The sequence below is a fragment of the Clostridium sp. AM43-3BH genome (genome assembly GCF_003479985.1).
Classification (GTDB): Bacteria; Bacillota; Clostridia; order Lachnospirales; family Lachnospiraceae; genus Otoolea; species Otoolea fessa.
The window spans coordinates 450,539-464,289 of sequence record NZ_QUIH01000002.1 but is presented as its reverse complement, the minus strand read 5'-3'; the positions used below and the strand labels follow the sequence as shown (position 1 = coordinate 464,289).

Annotated in this window: 15 protein-coding genes and 1 other annotated feature; all 15 genes read left to right on the top strand. The window is 50.4% G+C overall.

The genetic code is table 11. From position 1 onward, the window contains the following. The first annotated feature begins 36 nt into the window (after positions 1–36). The 15 genes from DW931_RS05505 to DW931_RS05435 all read left to right on the top strand — a co-directional run bounded on the left by DW931_RS05505 (position 37) and on the right by DW931_RS05435 (position 13,730). Positions 37–441 carry an ACT domain protein gene (locus DW931_RS05505; RefSeq protein WP_022360619.1) on the top strand — a complete coding sequence of 135 codons (405 nt, stop codon included), beginning with the start codon at positions 37–39 and terminating at the stop codon, positions 439–441. Between the two features lie 47 nt (positions 442–488). Continuing rightward, positions 489–800, top strand: coding sequence for a hypothetical protein (locus DW931_RS05500; protein WP_107001380.1), 312 nt, complete (start codon positions 489–491; stop codon positions 798–800). 221 nt (positions 801–1,021) lie between these two features. Next, positions 1,022–1,933 carry a ribonuclease Z gene (locus tag DW931_RS05495; protein WP_118293360.1) on the top strand — a complete coding sequence of 304 codons (912 nt, stop codon included), beginning with the start codon at positions 1,022–1,024 and terminating at the stop codon, positions 1,931–1,933. 5 nt (positions 1,934–1,938) lie between these two features. Beyond that, a complete protein-coding gene (gene tsaD / locus DW931_RS05490) occupies positions 1,939–3,108 on the top strand; it encodes a tRNA (adenosine(37)-N6)-threonylcarbamoyltransferase complex transferase subunit TsaD (protein ID WP_227589677.1) in 1,170 nt (389 codons plus the stop codon). 114 nt (positions 3,109–3,222) lie between these two features. After that, positions 3,223–3,990 (top strand): 2-C-methyl-D-erythritol 4-phosphate cytidylyltransferase, encoded by a 768-nt coding sequence (ispD, locus tag DW931_RS05485; RefSeq protein ID WP_118293361.1) that lies wholly within the window; start codon positions 3,223–3,225, stop codon positions 3,988–3,990. Between the two features lie 37 nt (positions 3,991–4,027). Then, positions 4,028–4,162 (top strand) — a sequence feature (ribosomal protein L10 leader region). A 47-nt stretch (positions 4,163–4,209) separates the two neighbouring features. Continuing rightward, positions 4,210–4,698 carry a 50S ribosomal protein L10 gene (gene rplJ, locus DW931_RS05480; RefSeq protein ID WP_022360614.1) on the top strand — a complete coding sequence of 163 codons (489 nt, stop codon included), beginning with the start codon at positions 4,210–4,212 and terminating at the stop codon, positions 4,696–4,698. Between the two features lie 104 nt (positions 4,699–4,802). Next, on the top strand, positions 4,803–5,174 hold the full coding sequence (rplL, locus tag DW931_RS05475; RefSeq protein ID WP_107001383.1) for a 50S ribosomal protein L7/L12: 372 nt from the start codon (positions 4,803–4,805) through the stop codon (positions 5,172–5,174). A 165-nt stretch (positions 5,175–5,339) separates the two neighbouring features. Further along, positions 5,340–6,002 carry a hypothetical protein gene (locus DW931_RS05470; protein ID WP_118293362.1) on the top strand — a complete coding sequence of 221 codons (663 nt, stop codon included), beginning with the start codon at positions 5,340–5,342 and terminating at the stop codon, positions 6,000–6,002. Positions 6,003–6,167: 165 nt separating this feature from the next. Next, positions 6,168–6,842 carry a uracil-DNA glycosylase gene (locus DW931_RS05465; protein ID WP_022360612.1) on the top strand — a complete coding sequence of 225 codons (675 nt, stop codon included), beginning with the start codon at positions 6,168–6,170 and terminating at the stop codon, positions 6,840–6,842. 12 nt (positions 6,843–6,854) lie between these two features. After that, a complete protein-coding gene (locus tag DW931_RS05460; protein ID WP_022360611.1) occupies positions 6,855–7,694 on the top strand; it encodes an undecaprenyl-diphosphate phosphatase in 840 nt (279 codons plus the stop codon). Between the two features lie 234 nt (positions 7,695–7,928). Beyond that, positions 7,929–8,645: a polysaccharide deacetylase family protein gene (locus DW931_RS05455; protein WP_181357236.1), complete on the top strand. Its 717-nt coding sequence runs from the start codon at positions 7,929–7,931 to the stop codon at positions 8,643–8,645. 9 nt (positions 8,646–8,654) lie between these two features. After that, complete coding sequence (locus tag DW931_RS05450) at positions 8,655–9,977, top strand: replication-associated recombination protein A (protein ID WP_107001387.1); 1,323 nt, start codon at positions 8,655–8,657, stop codon at positions 9,975–9,977. Positions 9,978–10,349: 372 nt separating this feature from the next. Further along, positions 10,350–12,161, top strand: a complete 1,812-nt coding sequence (gene rho / locus DW931_RS05445; RefSeq protein WP_118468411.1) for a transcription termination factor Rho — start codon at positions 10,350–10,352, stop codon at positions 12,159–12,161. Positions 12,162–12,477: 316 nt separating this feature from the next. Further along, positions 12,478–12,687 carry a 50S ribosomal protein L31 gene (gene rpmE / locus DW931_RS05440; protein ID WP_022360607.1) on the top strand — a complete coding sequence of 70 codons (210 nt, stop codon included), beginning with the start codon at positions 12,478–12,480 and terminating at the stop codon, positions 12,685–12,687. 86 nt (positions 12,688–12,773) lie between these two features. Further along, positions 12,774–13,730 (top strand): DUF1385 domain-containing protein, encoded by a 957-nt coding sequence (locus DW931_RS05435; protein ID WP_118468409.1) that lies wholly within the window; start codon positions 12,774–12,776, stop codon positions 13,728–13,730. The last annotated feature ends 21 nt before the right edge of the window (positions 13,731–13,751 follow it).

Sequence of the window (13,751 nt, the reverse complement as noted above, 5' to 3'; positions counted from 1 at the left end):
TGTTAAATTAAAAGAAAAGAACGGTAGGAGGTTCATATGCTGAGTCAGGTATCTATTTTTGCAGAGAATAAGAAAGGACGTTTACAGAATATTACATCCCTTCTTCAGAAGGAGAATATTAACATCTGGGGTTCGATCACGAATGACAGTGCGGAGTACGGTATTATCCGTATGGTTGTTTCTAATCCAGAGCACGCGGAGAAAGTGCTGGCGGAAGCTGGTTATCTCTGTCGTCTGACAGAGGTGCTTGGCGTCGAACTGGATGACGAGGTCGGAGCACTCAACCGTCTGTTAATTTCCCTCGAAGAGAGCAATATCAATGTAGATTACCTGTATCTCTCCTTCAATCGTGATTCTGGCAAGCCGGTTATGGTGCTTCACACGGACGATGTGAGGGAGGTCAGCATCTGCCTGACATCGAAGGGATATAAGGTACTGTAAGTATTTCCAGCACTTTCCGCTTAAAAACCGGTATAAAAAACAGTATAATGATGGAGAAGCTGTGGAGGACATGGCTTCTCCATTTTGCGTATATAGAAGAGAAAGGCGAGGAGAGCATGAGAAAATATGGAGAGAGCGGCATTCTTCTGTCGGTTGTCTGCAACCGGTGCGGGAAGAAGCTGGCGGTGAAAGAAGGCATTCTGCGCGAAGGAGCGGCGCATTTTGATGTGGCATGGGACTATTTTTCGGAGAAAGATGGGGAGGTGCATCATTTTGATCTGTGCGAGGAGTGCTATGATGGAGTGACGCGGGAATTTCTGATTGAGGCAGATAAGGAGGAGAGGACGGAACTATTGTAGAGTCGTGAGGGGAACGGAGAAACGCGGGACAGGCGGTGCGCCATCTGCGTCTCGCCAGTGAATTGGATTGCTGAATTTCTGGCTTGCAACATAGTATTTCTTTATGATATTATTAAATGATATGGGAGTTAGGAGAAAAGCTGTTTTGACAGCTTTTTGCATGACTTTTAATTAAAAAGATTTATTATGAATCATTTATTTAATAGAAAAGAGGATGTTCCATGTTAGATGTATGTTTGCTGGGAACGGGCGGGATGATGCCGCTGCCGTATCGGTGGCTGACGGCTTTGATGGTTCGCTGCTCGGGCAGCAATTTGCTGATAGACTGCGGGGAAGGCACGCAGATTGCGTTGAAAGAAAAGGGCTGGAGTCCGAAGCCGGTGGATGTGATTTGTTTTACACATTATCACGCGGATCATATCAGCGGTCTGCCGGGACTTTTGTTGACGATGGGAAATGCGGAGCGGACGGAGCCGATCACGATGATTGGACCGAAGGGACTGGAACGCGTGGTGACGGCACTGCGGACGATCGCGCCGGAATTGCCGTTTCCGCTTGAGTTTATCGAGCTGACGGAGCCGAGACAGCAGCTTCAGATTGGACCGTATGTGATCGATGCGTACCGGGTCAACCATAATGTGACCTGTTATGGGTACTCGATTTCGATTCCGAGAAAGGGACGGTTCGATGTGGAACGCGCGCGGGCGCAGGAGATTCCGCAGAAGTTCTGGAGCCGCCTGCAGAAGGGGGAGACGATCGAGGAGGAAGGCAGAACGCTGACACCGGATATGGTGCTCGGAGGTGACCGGAAGGGAATCAAGGTGTCATACTGTACCGATACGAGACCGCTTCCAGTAATTGCGGAGTACGCGAAGGATGCGGATCTGTTTATCTGTGAAGGCATGTACGGCGAGGACGGGAAAGAAGCCAAGGCGAGAGAATACAAGCATATGACATTCCAGGAGGCGGCGCACCTGGCGAAGGAGGCCCAGCCGAAGGAAATGTGGCTGACTCATTACAGCCCGTCGCTCATCCGTCCGGATGATTATATGGATAAAGTGCGTGAGATATTCCCGAGAGCGAAAGCCGCCCGTGATGGCTGGACGGCAGAGCTGGGATTTGATGAGGAGTAAGGGCGATGCAGACGGAAGAAAAGAGAGAGAATATAGAAGAAAAGAAGGAAGAACGGATGAAAATGCCAGTTTCAGGAGCATTGGAACGGGGACCGGGGAAAGCTCCGGTATCGGGGGCAGAGATTTCCGTGCATGATACAGAAAACGGACACCCATCAGAAGATGTTTACATTCTTGCAATCGAGAGTTCCTGTGATGAGACGGCAGCTTCAGTCGTGAAAAACGGACGTACCGTTCTTTCCAATATCATATCTTCCCAGATCGATCTTCACACGCTGTTTGGCGGCGTTGTGCCGGAGATTGCGTCGAGAAAGCATATCGAGAAGATCAACCAGGTTATTGAAGAGGCGCTGACAGAGGCACATATGAGTCTGGAGGAGATGACGGCGATTGCAGTTACCTACGGTCCAGGGCTGGTTGGCGCGCTTTTGGTCGGTGTGGCGGAAGCCAAAGCACTCGCGTATGCGGCGAAGAAGCCGCTGGTCGGCGTACACCATATCGAGGGGCACGTATCGGCAAATTTCATCGAAAATCCGGATCTGGAACCGCCGTTCATGTGCCTGATCGTGTCAGGCGGACATACACATCTGGTGATTGTGAAAGATTATGGCGAATTTGAGATTCTGGGACGCACCCGAGACGATGCAGCAGGCGAGGCCTTTGACAAGGTGGCACGCGCGGTCGGGCTCGGTTATCCGGGCGGCCCGAAGGTCGATAAGGCGGCAAAAGAGGGGAATCCACATGCGATTGAGTTTCCACGGGCAAAAGTGGGCGACAATCCATATGATTTCAGCTTCAGCGGCTTAAAATCGGCGGTCTTAAATTATATTAACCATGCGAAAATGATGGGCGAGGAGATCAATGTGCCGGATCTGGCGGCTTCGTTCCAGAATGCGGTTGTGGAAGTATTGGTATCGCGCACGATCGAGGCGGCGAAACAGCACGGCTATAAGCGCGTGGCGATCGCCGGCGGTGTGGCATCCAACTCCGCTCTCCGGGCGGGCATGGAGAAGGCCTGTAAAGAGGCGGGCATCCAGTTCTTCCATCCGTCACCGATCTTCTGTACGGACAATGCGGCGATGATCGGCGCGGCGGCGTACTATGAATATAAGAAGGGCGCGCGCGCAGGCTGGGATCTGAATGCGGTGCCGAATTTGAAGCTGGGCGAGAGATAATACAAATTTTTTTAGGAAGAATTGTTTTGCGGTTAGTTTTTTTAAAAGATTGATTTGACAAAAAGTGGAAAAAGAGTGTTTTAAGAGATCGTTCTGGCATGGAGGAGAAACGAGATGGAACATACATTGGATCAATTTGGAAAAGAGAAAATTACACCGCATCCGACCCGCACCGCCGCTATCGTTCTGGCAGCCGGACAGGGAAAACGGATGAAAAGCAAGATTCAGAAGCAGTTTCTCCTTCTGGAGGAAAAGCCGGTCATCTGGTATGCACTTCACGCGTTTGAGGAGAGCCGGGTCGATGATGTGATTCTGGTGACCGGGGCGGATGAGATCGCGTACTGCCGGGACGAGATTGTAGGAAAATATGGATTTTCCAAGGTGCGCGCTATCGTTGCGGGCGGAAAAGAGCGCTACCATTCGGTCTACGAGGGGTTAAAGGCGCTCGGCAGCCAGCTTTCCTATGGGGAGGGGGACTGCGTCCTGATTCATGACGGGGCGCGTCCGTTTGTGGACGAGCCGATGATTGAACGTATCGTATCAGATATACGAAGTTATAGCGCAGCAGTGGCAGGCATGCCGTCAAAGGATACGGTCAAGCTGGTGGATGCGGACGGATTTGCCTCTGTGACGCCGGAACGGGCGCATGTCTGGATGATTCAGACACCGCAGGGATTTACTTATCCGCTGATCCGCGCGGCGTATGACAAGATGATGAGTCGGGAAGAGTACCAGCAGGGAGTGACGGATGATGCGATGGTGGTCGAGACGATGACCGATCACAAGGTGCGCCTGACCGAAGGTTCTTACCGGAATATCAAGGTGACAACGCCGGAGGATATGGAGGTTGCGGCTGCATTTTTACAAAATAAAAAAAGTTAATAGGTCTATTGACAACCCTTGACTTCTATGTTATAGTACTTATCGTGTTTAACTGCCGAAGACAGCAGGTGCCGAAAGGCATAAGGTTAATACGCCTGCCGAGGGAACTGATATCGTTGTATATTTCTATCCCCCTGTCCTGCGAGTGACGGAGGGATTTTATTTTACAGAAAACGTTTACCAGGCGGTTATAGAAATAAAACAGGAGGTAAACCAATCATGGCAAAAGTTGAATTAAAGCAGCCGGTTGTTGCTGAAATCGCAGAATTATTCAACGGCGCTAAGGGCGCAGTAGTAGTTGACTACCGTGGACTGACAGTTGAGCAGGACACACAGCTCCGTAAGCAGTTAAGAGAAGCTGGTGTTACTTATAAAGTATATAAGAACACCATGATTCGTTTCGCTGCTAAGGGTACCGCGTTCGAGGCTCTGGAGCCGAATCTGGAGGGCCCGACCGCTCTGGCTGTATCCAAAGAGGATGCTACAGCTCCGGCAAGAATTTTAGCTGAGTTCGCTAAAAAAGCAGACAAGCTTGAGATCAAGGGCGGCGTTGTAGAGGATACTTACTACGATGCAAAGGGCATGCAGGTTATCGCAACCATCCCGTCCAGAGAAGTTCTTCTTGGAAAACTTCTTGGAAGCATGCAGTCTCCGATCACAAACTTCGCTCGTGTTATCAAACAGATCGCAGAGCAGCAGGAGGCATAAGACCCTTACCTGCAAAGCAGGGTGTAAGGTGCGTGAGAGCCGCATAGTAAAGCAAGAGGCCGCATAAGGCCGATTTAAAATTCAATCACAGGAGGAATATTAAAATGGCAAAGTTAACAACAGCTGAGTTCATTGAGGCAATCAAAGAATTATCCGTATTAGAGTTAAACGATTTAGTAAAAGCTTGCGAGGAAGAGTTCGGTGTATCCGCAGCAGCAGGCGTTGTTGTAGCAGCAGCAGGTGCAGCTGAGGCAGCAGAAGAGAAGACTGAGTTCGACGTAGAGCTGACAGAGGTTGGCCCGAACAAAGTTAAAGTTATCAAGGTAGTTCGTGAAGCTACAGGTCTTGGTCTGAAAGAGGCTAAGGAAGTAGTTGACGGTGCTCCGAAGGTAGTTAAGGCTGGCGCTTCCAAGGAAGAGGCTGAGGACATCAAGACTAAATTAGAGGCTGAAGGCGCTAAAGTTACCTTAAAGTAATTTAAGTAATTTCGCATAGAGCTAATTGCATTACAGATGGAGAGTCTGGCGTGTGCGTGAGCGCATGCCGGGCTCTTTTTATTTCATGGGAAATTGCGTCCTATGAAATAAAAAAACGCTCCGCGAAGATGCAGACTCTTTTTTAAACGGGGGAATCAAATCAAGATGGCAGAGAAGACAAGAAATGAAACGGCAGCAGATGAGGAACTTAAAACGCTTCGGGAACGGCTTAAGGCGTGCGAATTTCTGCTGATTGGGCTTGGAAGCGAATGGGAGAAGGCGGGAGGCGCGGAGGTACAGGAGGCATACCGGGCGCTGGCATCGATGACAGAGGGGAAGGATTATTTTATCGTGACAACCGCAAAGGATGCGCGCATCTTTGAAAGTTCGTTGGATGAAGCGAAAATCACGGCGCCGTGCGGTAATGTGAACTGGCTTCAGTGTTCGAAAGGCTGTACGAAGGATATCTGGGAGCGCGGCGAGGTGGCGGATGGTATCTGCCCGCACTGTGGGGCGCCGCTGACAGAAAACACAGTTCTGGCGAATCCGTATATCGAGGAAGGTTATTTGAAAAGCTGGAATCTCTACCGGGAATGGCTGGCTGGAACCTTAAACCATGCGCTTCTGATTCTCGAGCTGGGAGTGGATTTCAAGACGCCGACCGTCATCCGCTGGCCCTTTGAAAAGACGGTCTTTTTTAACCGCAAATCGCATATGTATCGGATAAACCAGAAGTTTTACCAGATTGTCGGAGATATTCAGGAGAGGACCGTATCGATTCCGCAGAATTCGGTCGGCTTTATCCGCAATTTTCCTTCCTGCGATTGAGAGTCCACTTAGTTACTGGGCACGTATGCGTGAACAGTAACGTCCACTTATCTGCGGAGGGGACATTTGGGAAGCAAAACTTGAGAAACCGCTTCGATTGTGCTAAAATGGAACCATCGTTTGACAGAAAACGACAGAAAATGACATGGACGAGAGGATAGGGCAATGGGAGCAATCAGTAATGACTGGCTGGCTCCGCTCAGCGGAGAGTTTAAAAAGCCATATTACAGAAAGTTATACGATACTGTGAAACGGGAATATGAGACGCATGTTGTATATCCGGATGCGAATGATATTTTCAATGCATTTGATTTTACCCCTCTTTCCGAGGTAAAGGTGGTTATTTTAGGTCAGGATCCCTACCATGGTCCGGGACAGGCGCATGGGCTTTGCTTTTCGGTAAAGCCGGATGTGGAAATCCCGCCGTCCCTGGTGAATATTTATCAGGAATTGCACGATGATCTCGGCTGCTACATCCCGAACAATGGCTATCTGACGAAATGGGCGAAGCAGGGAGTCATGCTGCTGAACACTGTTCTGACCGTTCGCGCGCATCAGGCAAATTCCCACCGTGGAATCGGCTGGGAGGAGTTTACGGACGCTGCGATCAAGATCTTAAATGAGCAGGACCGTCCGATGGTATTTATTCTGTGGGGACGTCCGGCACAAGCGAAGAAATCGATGCTTAATAATCCAAAGCATCTGATTCTCGAAGCACCGCATCCGAGCCCGCTGTCTGCGTACCGCGGATTTTTCGGCAGCCGGCCATTCAGCAAGACCAATGAATTTTTAAAAGAACATGGTGTTGCCCCGATCGACTGGCAGATAGAAAACGTGTAGGAAGGAGCAGACATGAGTTTTGTTGAGATTTTAAAGGTAATTGTACTGGGAATCGTGGAAGGTTTCACGGAATGGCTTCCGATCAGCAGTACCGGGCATATGATTCTGGTGGATGAGATCATCCATCTGGATGTCAGCGAGGCGTACCGGGAAGTGTTTATGGTTGTCATCCAGCTGGGTGCGATTCTGGCGGTTATGGTGCTGTATTTCAATAAATTGAATCCGTTTTCACCGCACAAATCGATGGCGCAGAAGCGCGGTACAATTCGTTTGTGGATAAAAATTATTATAGCCTGCATTCCGGCAGCGGTGATTGGGCTTCCGCTTGACCATTTCATGGATAAGCTGATGAACGGCTATGTCGTAGCAGCGATGCTGATTCTCTACGGCGTTTTGTTTATCGTACTGGAAAATCGAAACGTGCACCGTCATTTTCCGATTGAGCGCGTGACGCAGATTTCGTTCCAGACTGCGGCGCTGATCGGCTGTTTCCAGGTGCTGGCGATGATTCCGGGTACTTCCCGTTCGGGCGCGACGATTCTGGGCGCGATGCTGATCGGCTGTTCACGTCCGGCGGCGGCAGAATTTTCATTCTTCCTTGGGATTCCGGTTATGTTCGGTGCGAGTTTTTTAAAGATTGTGAAATTTTTCATTCAGGGCGGCGGATTTTCTTTCGCGGAGTTCATTTATCTGGTTCTTGGTATGGTGGTCGCATTTGGCGTGTCCGTGTACTCGATCAAGTTCCTGATGGGATATGTCCGCAAGCATGATTTCAAGTTTTTCGGATATTATCGGATTGTGCTTGGTATCGTGGTGCTGTCCTACTTTGGTATTTCGGCGCTAGTAGGTTAAAATGTACGCTCGGAGTCTTTCCTGCACTTGCTTTTGCGGCTGGCGGAAAGATTCCGAGAGCACATTAAATAGAAAAAGAGGATTCAGACCTGACAGAAATGCGGAGGTCTGGATCCTTTTTTGCGTTCATATAATACATGGAAGCGGAAACGCAAATATAAAGGGGATGCCCTGTCACAGTTCAGGGCTGACACGTCTAAAATGGTAAATCGGATCATTCAAAATAAGGGTTCCATGAGGAAAAAACTGCTCTGCCTGTGCACGGCAGTGCTGCTGGATCTGTGTTTCTTAGGAATCGTGTGCAGGCTGGCAGTGGGGATGCAGTGGGAAGATTTGGCGGAAGTGGAGCAGGCGGACCAGACGGACCAGACGGTTTCCTCCCCGGAATGCTTTTCCGGCGGGGAGCTGGCGCTGACCTTCGACGACGGACCGCACAGGGTGTACACGAAAAAGCTGCTGGACGGCTTGCGCGAGAGGGGCGTGAAAGCCTCTTTTTTTCTGGTCGGGGAAAATATTCCGGGTAATGAGGAACTGGTGCAACAGATGGCTAAAGACGGTCATCTCATCGGGGTTCACTGCATGGCACATGTGGATCTGGCGCGCCAGCCGATTGAAAAGAGCGTGGAGGAGATTCGGGAGACGGCCGATTGGATCGAGGCGGTCACGGGAAAACGTCCGGAATACATACGTCCGCCGTATGGTTCATGGAGTACGGAGCTTCAGGAGAGAGTGTCGATGACGCCGGTGTTCTGGGACGTCGATACGCTGGACTGGAAAAACCGGAATACGGCGCGGATTGTGAAGCATATCTGCAAAAATGCGGCGGTTCACACGGTGGTGCTGATGCATGATGCATATCAGACTTCGGTCGATGCTGCGCTTGAGACGATTGACACATTGACGGCGGAGGGATATACTTTTGTTACAATAGAAGAATGTCTGATTGATTGAGAGGATACGATGGATTTATTTGATTATATGCGGAAAAATACGATCGAGCAGGAGGCGCCGCTGGCATCCAGGCTGCGCCCGTCCACGCTTGACGAGGTGGTGGGACAGAAGCATATCATAGGAAAGGATAAGCTTTTGTACCGGGCGATCAAGGCAGATAAGCTCGGATCGCTGATTTTTTATGGACCGCCCGGAACGGGCAAAACGACGCTGGCGCGCGTGATTGCCAACACGACGAGCGCGCGTTTTGAGCAGCTCAACGCGACGGTGGCGGGGAAAAAAGATATGGAACAGGTCGTGCAGGATGCCAAGGATGCGCTGGGGATGTACGGAAAGCGCACGATCCTGTTTATCGACGAGATTCACCGCTTTAATAAGGGGCAGCAGGACTATCTTCTGCCGTTTGTTGAGGACGGGACGATTCTGCTCATTGGTGCGACGACGGAGAATCCGTATTTTGAGGTCAATGGGGCGCTGATTTCCCGATCCCGTATTTTTGAGCTGAAACCGTTGGAAAATGCGGATATCCGCGAGCTTTTAGAGCGGGCGATCCATGACAAGGAAAAGGGCATGGGAAGCTATCGCGCGGAGGCGACGGACGAGGCTCTGGATTTTCTGGCCGATATGGCAGGCGGAGACGCGCGCGCGGCGCTCAATGCGATCGAGCTTGGTATTCTCACAACGGAACGGAGTGGAGATGGGCTGATTCACATTACACTCGATGTGGCGCAGGAGTGCATCCAGCGCCGTGCCGTGAAGTATGACAAGACGGGGGATAACCATTACGATACGATCTCAGCGTTTATCAAGAGTATGCGCGGTACCGATCCGGATGCGGCAGTTTATTATCTGGCGAAGATGCTGGATGCAGGCGAGGATATCAAATTTATTGCGCGGCGTATCATGATCTGTGCGTCGGAGGATGTCGGCAATGCGGATCCGCAGGCGATTCAGGTTGCGGTCAGCGCGGCATTGGCAGTGGAACGGATTGGTCTGCCGGAGGCGCGGATTATCCTGTCGCAGGCAGCTACCTATGTGGCGAGCGCGCCGAAGAGCAACGCGGCGTATGTGGCGGTCGATGAGGCACAGGAGGCGGTCAGGTTAAAGGGAAACTTTACGGTGCCGTCCCATCTGCGCGATCGCCATTACAGCGGGGCGGAGAAGCTGGGGCATGGCGACGGGTACAAGTATGCACACGATTATCCGAACCATTATGTGAAGCAGCAGTACCTGCCGGATGGACTGGAGGGCAGCACATTTTACCGCCCGTCAGAAAATGGGTATGAGAAGAAGATGGGGGAGTGGCTGCGCTTCCTGAAGGGCTCTGAATGAGAAAAGCTTCTTTTCAGATGGATTTTGCCGATGCTACGCATTCCAAATCGGCAAAATCTGCTGCCGGAACTGTATCGTACGGAATTTTCAGTTCAGAAAATTCCTACCTGTGAACAGTTACTATGTTCCTGAATTGATATGTATGAAGAAAATGTCTACTTGAATTTTTATGAAAACCGTTTATAATAAAACCAAGGTGGCTGCAGGATAAAGAGCAGTCACAGCATAAAAGGCTATGTTAAAAAGGTATGCCGGGCAGGTATCTGCCTGTCCGGTTTCGTGTAAGTACCTGGAAGACATCCACACGTTTCTTATTTCTGATTTTTGAATCCCAGAGAATATGACACAATTAAACAGGGTAAGGAGAATTATATGAGAGAAAAATTAAAGACACTCCCTCTGGTGCAGCTTCGGGAAATGGCGAAGGCACAGGGGTTAAAGGGGATCAGCACCCTGAAAAAGGCGGAGATCATAGACAGGCTGTGCGAACTTGAGAAGCCGGCGGAAGGGGGACAGAAAGAAGAAACGCCCCAGGCTTCTGTCAGTGAGCATCCGGCCGGATCGGCGGAACCGGCAGAGAGAACGGAAATGCACGTGCAGCCGCGCAGAACTGATGCAGGGCAGAATACATCGGCACAGACGTATTCGCAGCCGCGGAGATCTGCCAACGGAGAACGGGCTGCGGGAGGGCAGAATTCCAGCTATGAGCGCCGCAGCGAAGGCGGATACCGCCGGAATGAATACGGCTCCTATACACGCCGTGAGAATAATAATACCCGTTATCAGGATAACCGCAGACGCGAGTACACGCAGCGAGAGGGGTATCAGAGAAATTCCTATGTGCCGCGTAACAATTACAATGAAGCGATGAGCGCAAGAACCGAGTATAGCCAGCCGGAACATACCGCACCGGCACCGCAGATGGCAGAAGCAGCCTCCGAGTACAGTCAGCCGGAACGTACCGCGCCGGTGCAGCAGATGGAAAGCACCCGTACCGAGGTGGAAAATGCACGCATGGAGGATCTGAAAAATGAATTTCAGGAGCTGGACAGCGGCATCGAGGCGAACGGAATCCTGGAGGTTATGCCGGATGGATTTGGATTTATCCGTTGTGAAAACTTCCTGCCGGGTGAAAATGACGTCTATGTGGCGCCGTCCCAGATCCGCCGTTTTAATCTGAAAACTGGTGATATCGTGCGCGGAAGCCGTCGTGTGAAGTCGGCGACGGAGAAATTTGCCGCATTATTATATATTAATTCGGTCAATGGATACCCGACCAGCGTGGTGGAAAAACGTCCGAATTTTGAAAATCTGACGCCAATTTTCCCAAATGAACGCCTGCACCTGGAATATCCGGGGGTTAAGACTTCCATGGCGATGCGTGTGATGGATCTGCTGTCCCCGATCGGAAAAGGACAGCGAGGCATGATCGTATCCCCGCCAAAAGCCGGAAAGACCACCCTGTTAAAGCAGGTGGCGACGACCATCACAAAGAACCATCCAGAAATGCACCTGATCATCCTTCTGATCGATGAGCGTCCGGAGGAGGTGACAGATATCCGTGAGACGGTAACGGGAGAAAATGTCGAGGTCATCTATTCGACGTTTGACGAGCTGCCGGAGCGTCATAAACGTGTGTCGGAGATGGTAGTAGAACGGGCGAAGCGCCTTGTCGAGCACGGAAGGGACGTTATGATTCTTTTAGACAGTATCACCCGTCTGGCGAGGGCTTACAACCTGGTGGTTCCGCCGAGTGGACGAACTCTTTCAGGTGGTTTGGATCCGGCAGCGCTGCATATGCCGAAGCGCTTCTTCGGTGCGGCGAGAAATATACGCGAGGGCGGCAGCCTGACGATTCTGGCGACCGCGCTGATTGAGACGGGCAGCCGTATGGACGATGTTATTTACGAGGAATTTAAGGGAACCGGCAACATGGAGCTGGTGCTTGACCGCAAACTTTCCGAGAAGCGCATCTTCCCGGCGCTCGATATCCTGCGTTCCGGTACGCGAAGAGATGATCTGCTTCTTTCGTCCGCCGAGGCGGAAGCGGTCGATATCGTCCACAAGGCGACCAACACGCAGAAACCGGAGGATACCGTCGAGCGGATTCTGGATCTGTTTGCCAAGACGAAGAACAATACGGAATTTGTGGAGATCACGCGGAAAAAGGGGTCATTTTACTAAAAATCATGTTTCACCAATAGCGCGTCTGTGAGGACTTTCTCCCAGGCAGGAAAACAGGACTGTAAGAAGAAAAATAGTATTGAAAAATAGATAAAATTGCTTGCTAAAAAGTACACACCATGATATAATTATAAGGCTGTATTAACAGACGGTAGTTCTGACATCTGCGTGAGTCGTCCTTACGAGTGGAAGGAACGCTTAAATGATGGAATAGCGTGCCTGGATGTGCGGAGCTTTATATAGAGCCGTTTTAAGACGGCTTGCAATTAAAAAAGCGGTCGGAAATCGCAATGAAAAATTCAGAGAGGTGAAAGAAATGAGAGAAGGAATCCATCCAGCCTATTATCAGGCAAAAGTAGTTTGCAACTGTGGTAACGAGTTCGTAACTGGTTCTACCAAGAAAGACATTCACGTAGAGGTTTGCTCCAAGTGTCATTCATTCTACACAGGCCAGCAGAAAGCAGCCGCTGCCCGCGGACGTATCGATAAGTTCAACCGCAAGTACGGCATCAACGCAGGCAAATAAGTTTGAACCATGTAAAGGTTGGGTTTTAGTGGCGACATTAAACTCAGCCTTTTTGTTTTCTTCTTTTTTTATTTTGAAAGGACAGCATGAAGTATTCAGGAATTGGCGGTCAGGCGGTAATTGAAGGAATCATGATGATGAAAGGCGAGGACTATGCAGTGGCAGTCCGCCGACCTGACAAAGAGATAGAAGTAAAAAAAGACACATATCAGAGTATCACGAAAAAAGCGAAGATTTTACAGCTCCCGTTTGTGCGCGGCGTGTTCCGGTTTGCAGATTCGATGATCATCGGCATGCGGAGTCTGTCGTATTCCGCCAGCTTTTTTGAGGATGATGAGGATGCAGAGCCGGGAAAATTCGAACAGCTTTTAGACCGTGTGTTCGGCGAGAAGCTGGAGAGTGCGATCATGGCAGCAGTGCTGGTAATTTCGTTTATCCTGGCAATTGGTATTTTTATGCTCCTGCCGCTGGGGATTGCGAACCTGTTTAAGGGAGTTATCACATCGGATCATCTGATGGCAGTGCTGGAAGGTGTGATCCGGATCGCGATTTTTATTATCTATATTAAACTCGTTTCGCGGATGGAGGACATCCGACGGACATTTATGTACCACGGGGCGGAGCACAAGTGCATCAACTGTGTGGAACACGGACATCCGCTGACGGTAAAATATGTGCGCGAGAGCTCGAAGGAGCACAAGCGCTGTGGTACCAGTTTCATATTGATTGTCATGGTGATCAGTATTCTGATGTTTATGGTGATCCGGGTCGATACGATCTGGATGCGGATGCTGAGCCGTATTATTCTGGTTCCGGTCATTGCGGGTATATCATATGAGGTATTGCAGTGCGCCGGACGGAGCAATTCGAAGTTTATGGATCTGGTGAGCCGTCCGGGTATGTGGATGCAGGGTCTGACGACGAAGGAGCCGGATGACTCGATGATTGAGGTGGCGATCGCGGCGACCGAGGCAGTTTTTGACTGGAGAGAATACCTGACGGAGAATTTCCCAGGCTGGGAAAAGCAGCTGGAAGAGTCATAAATAGAACACGGTACGACAGAG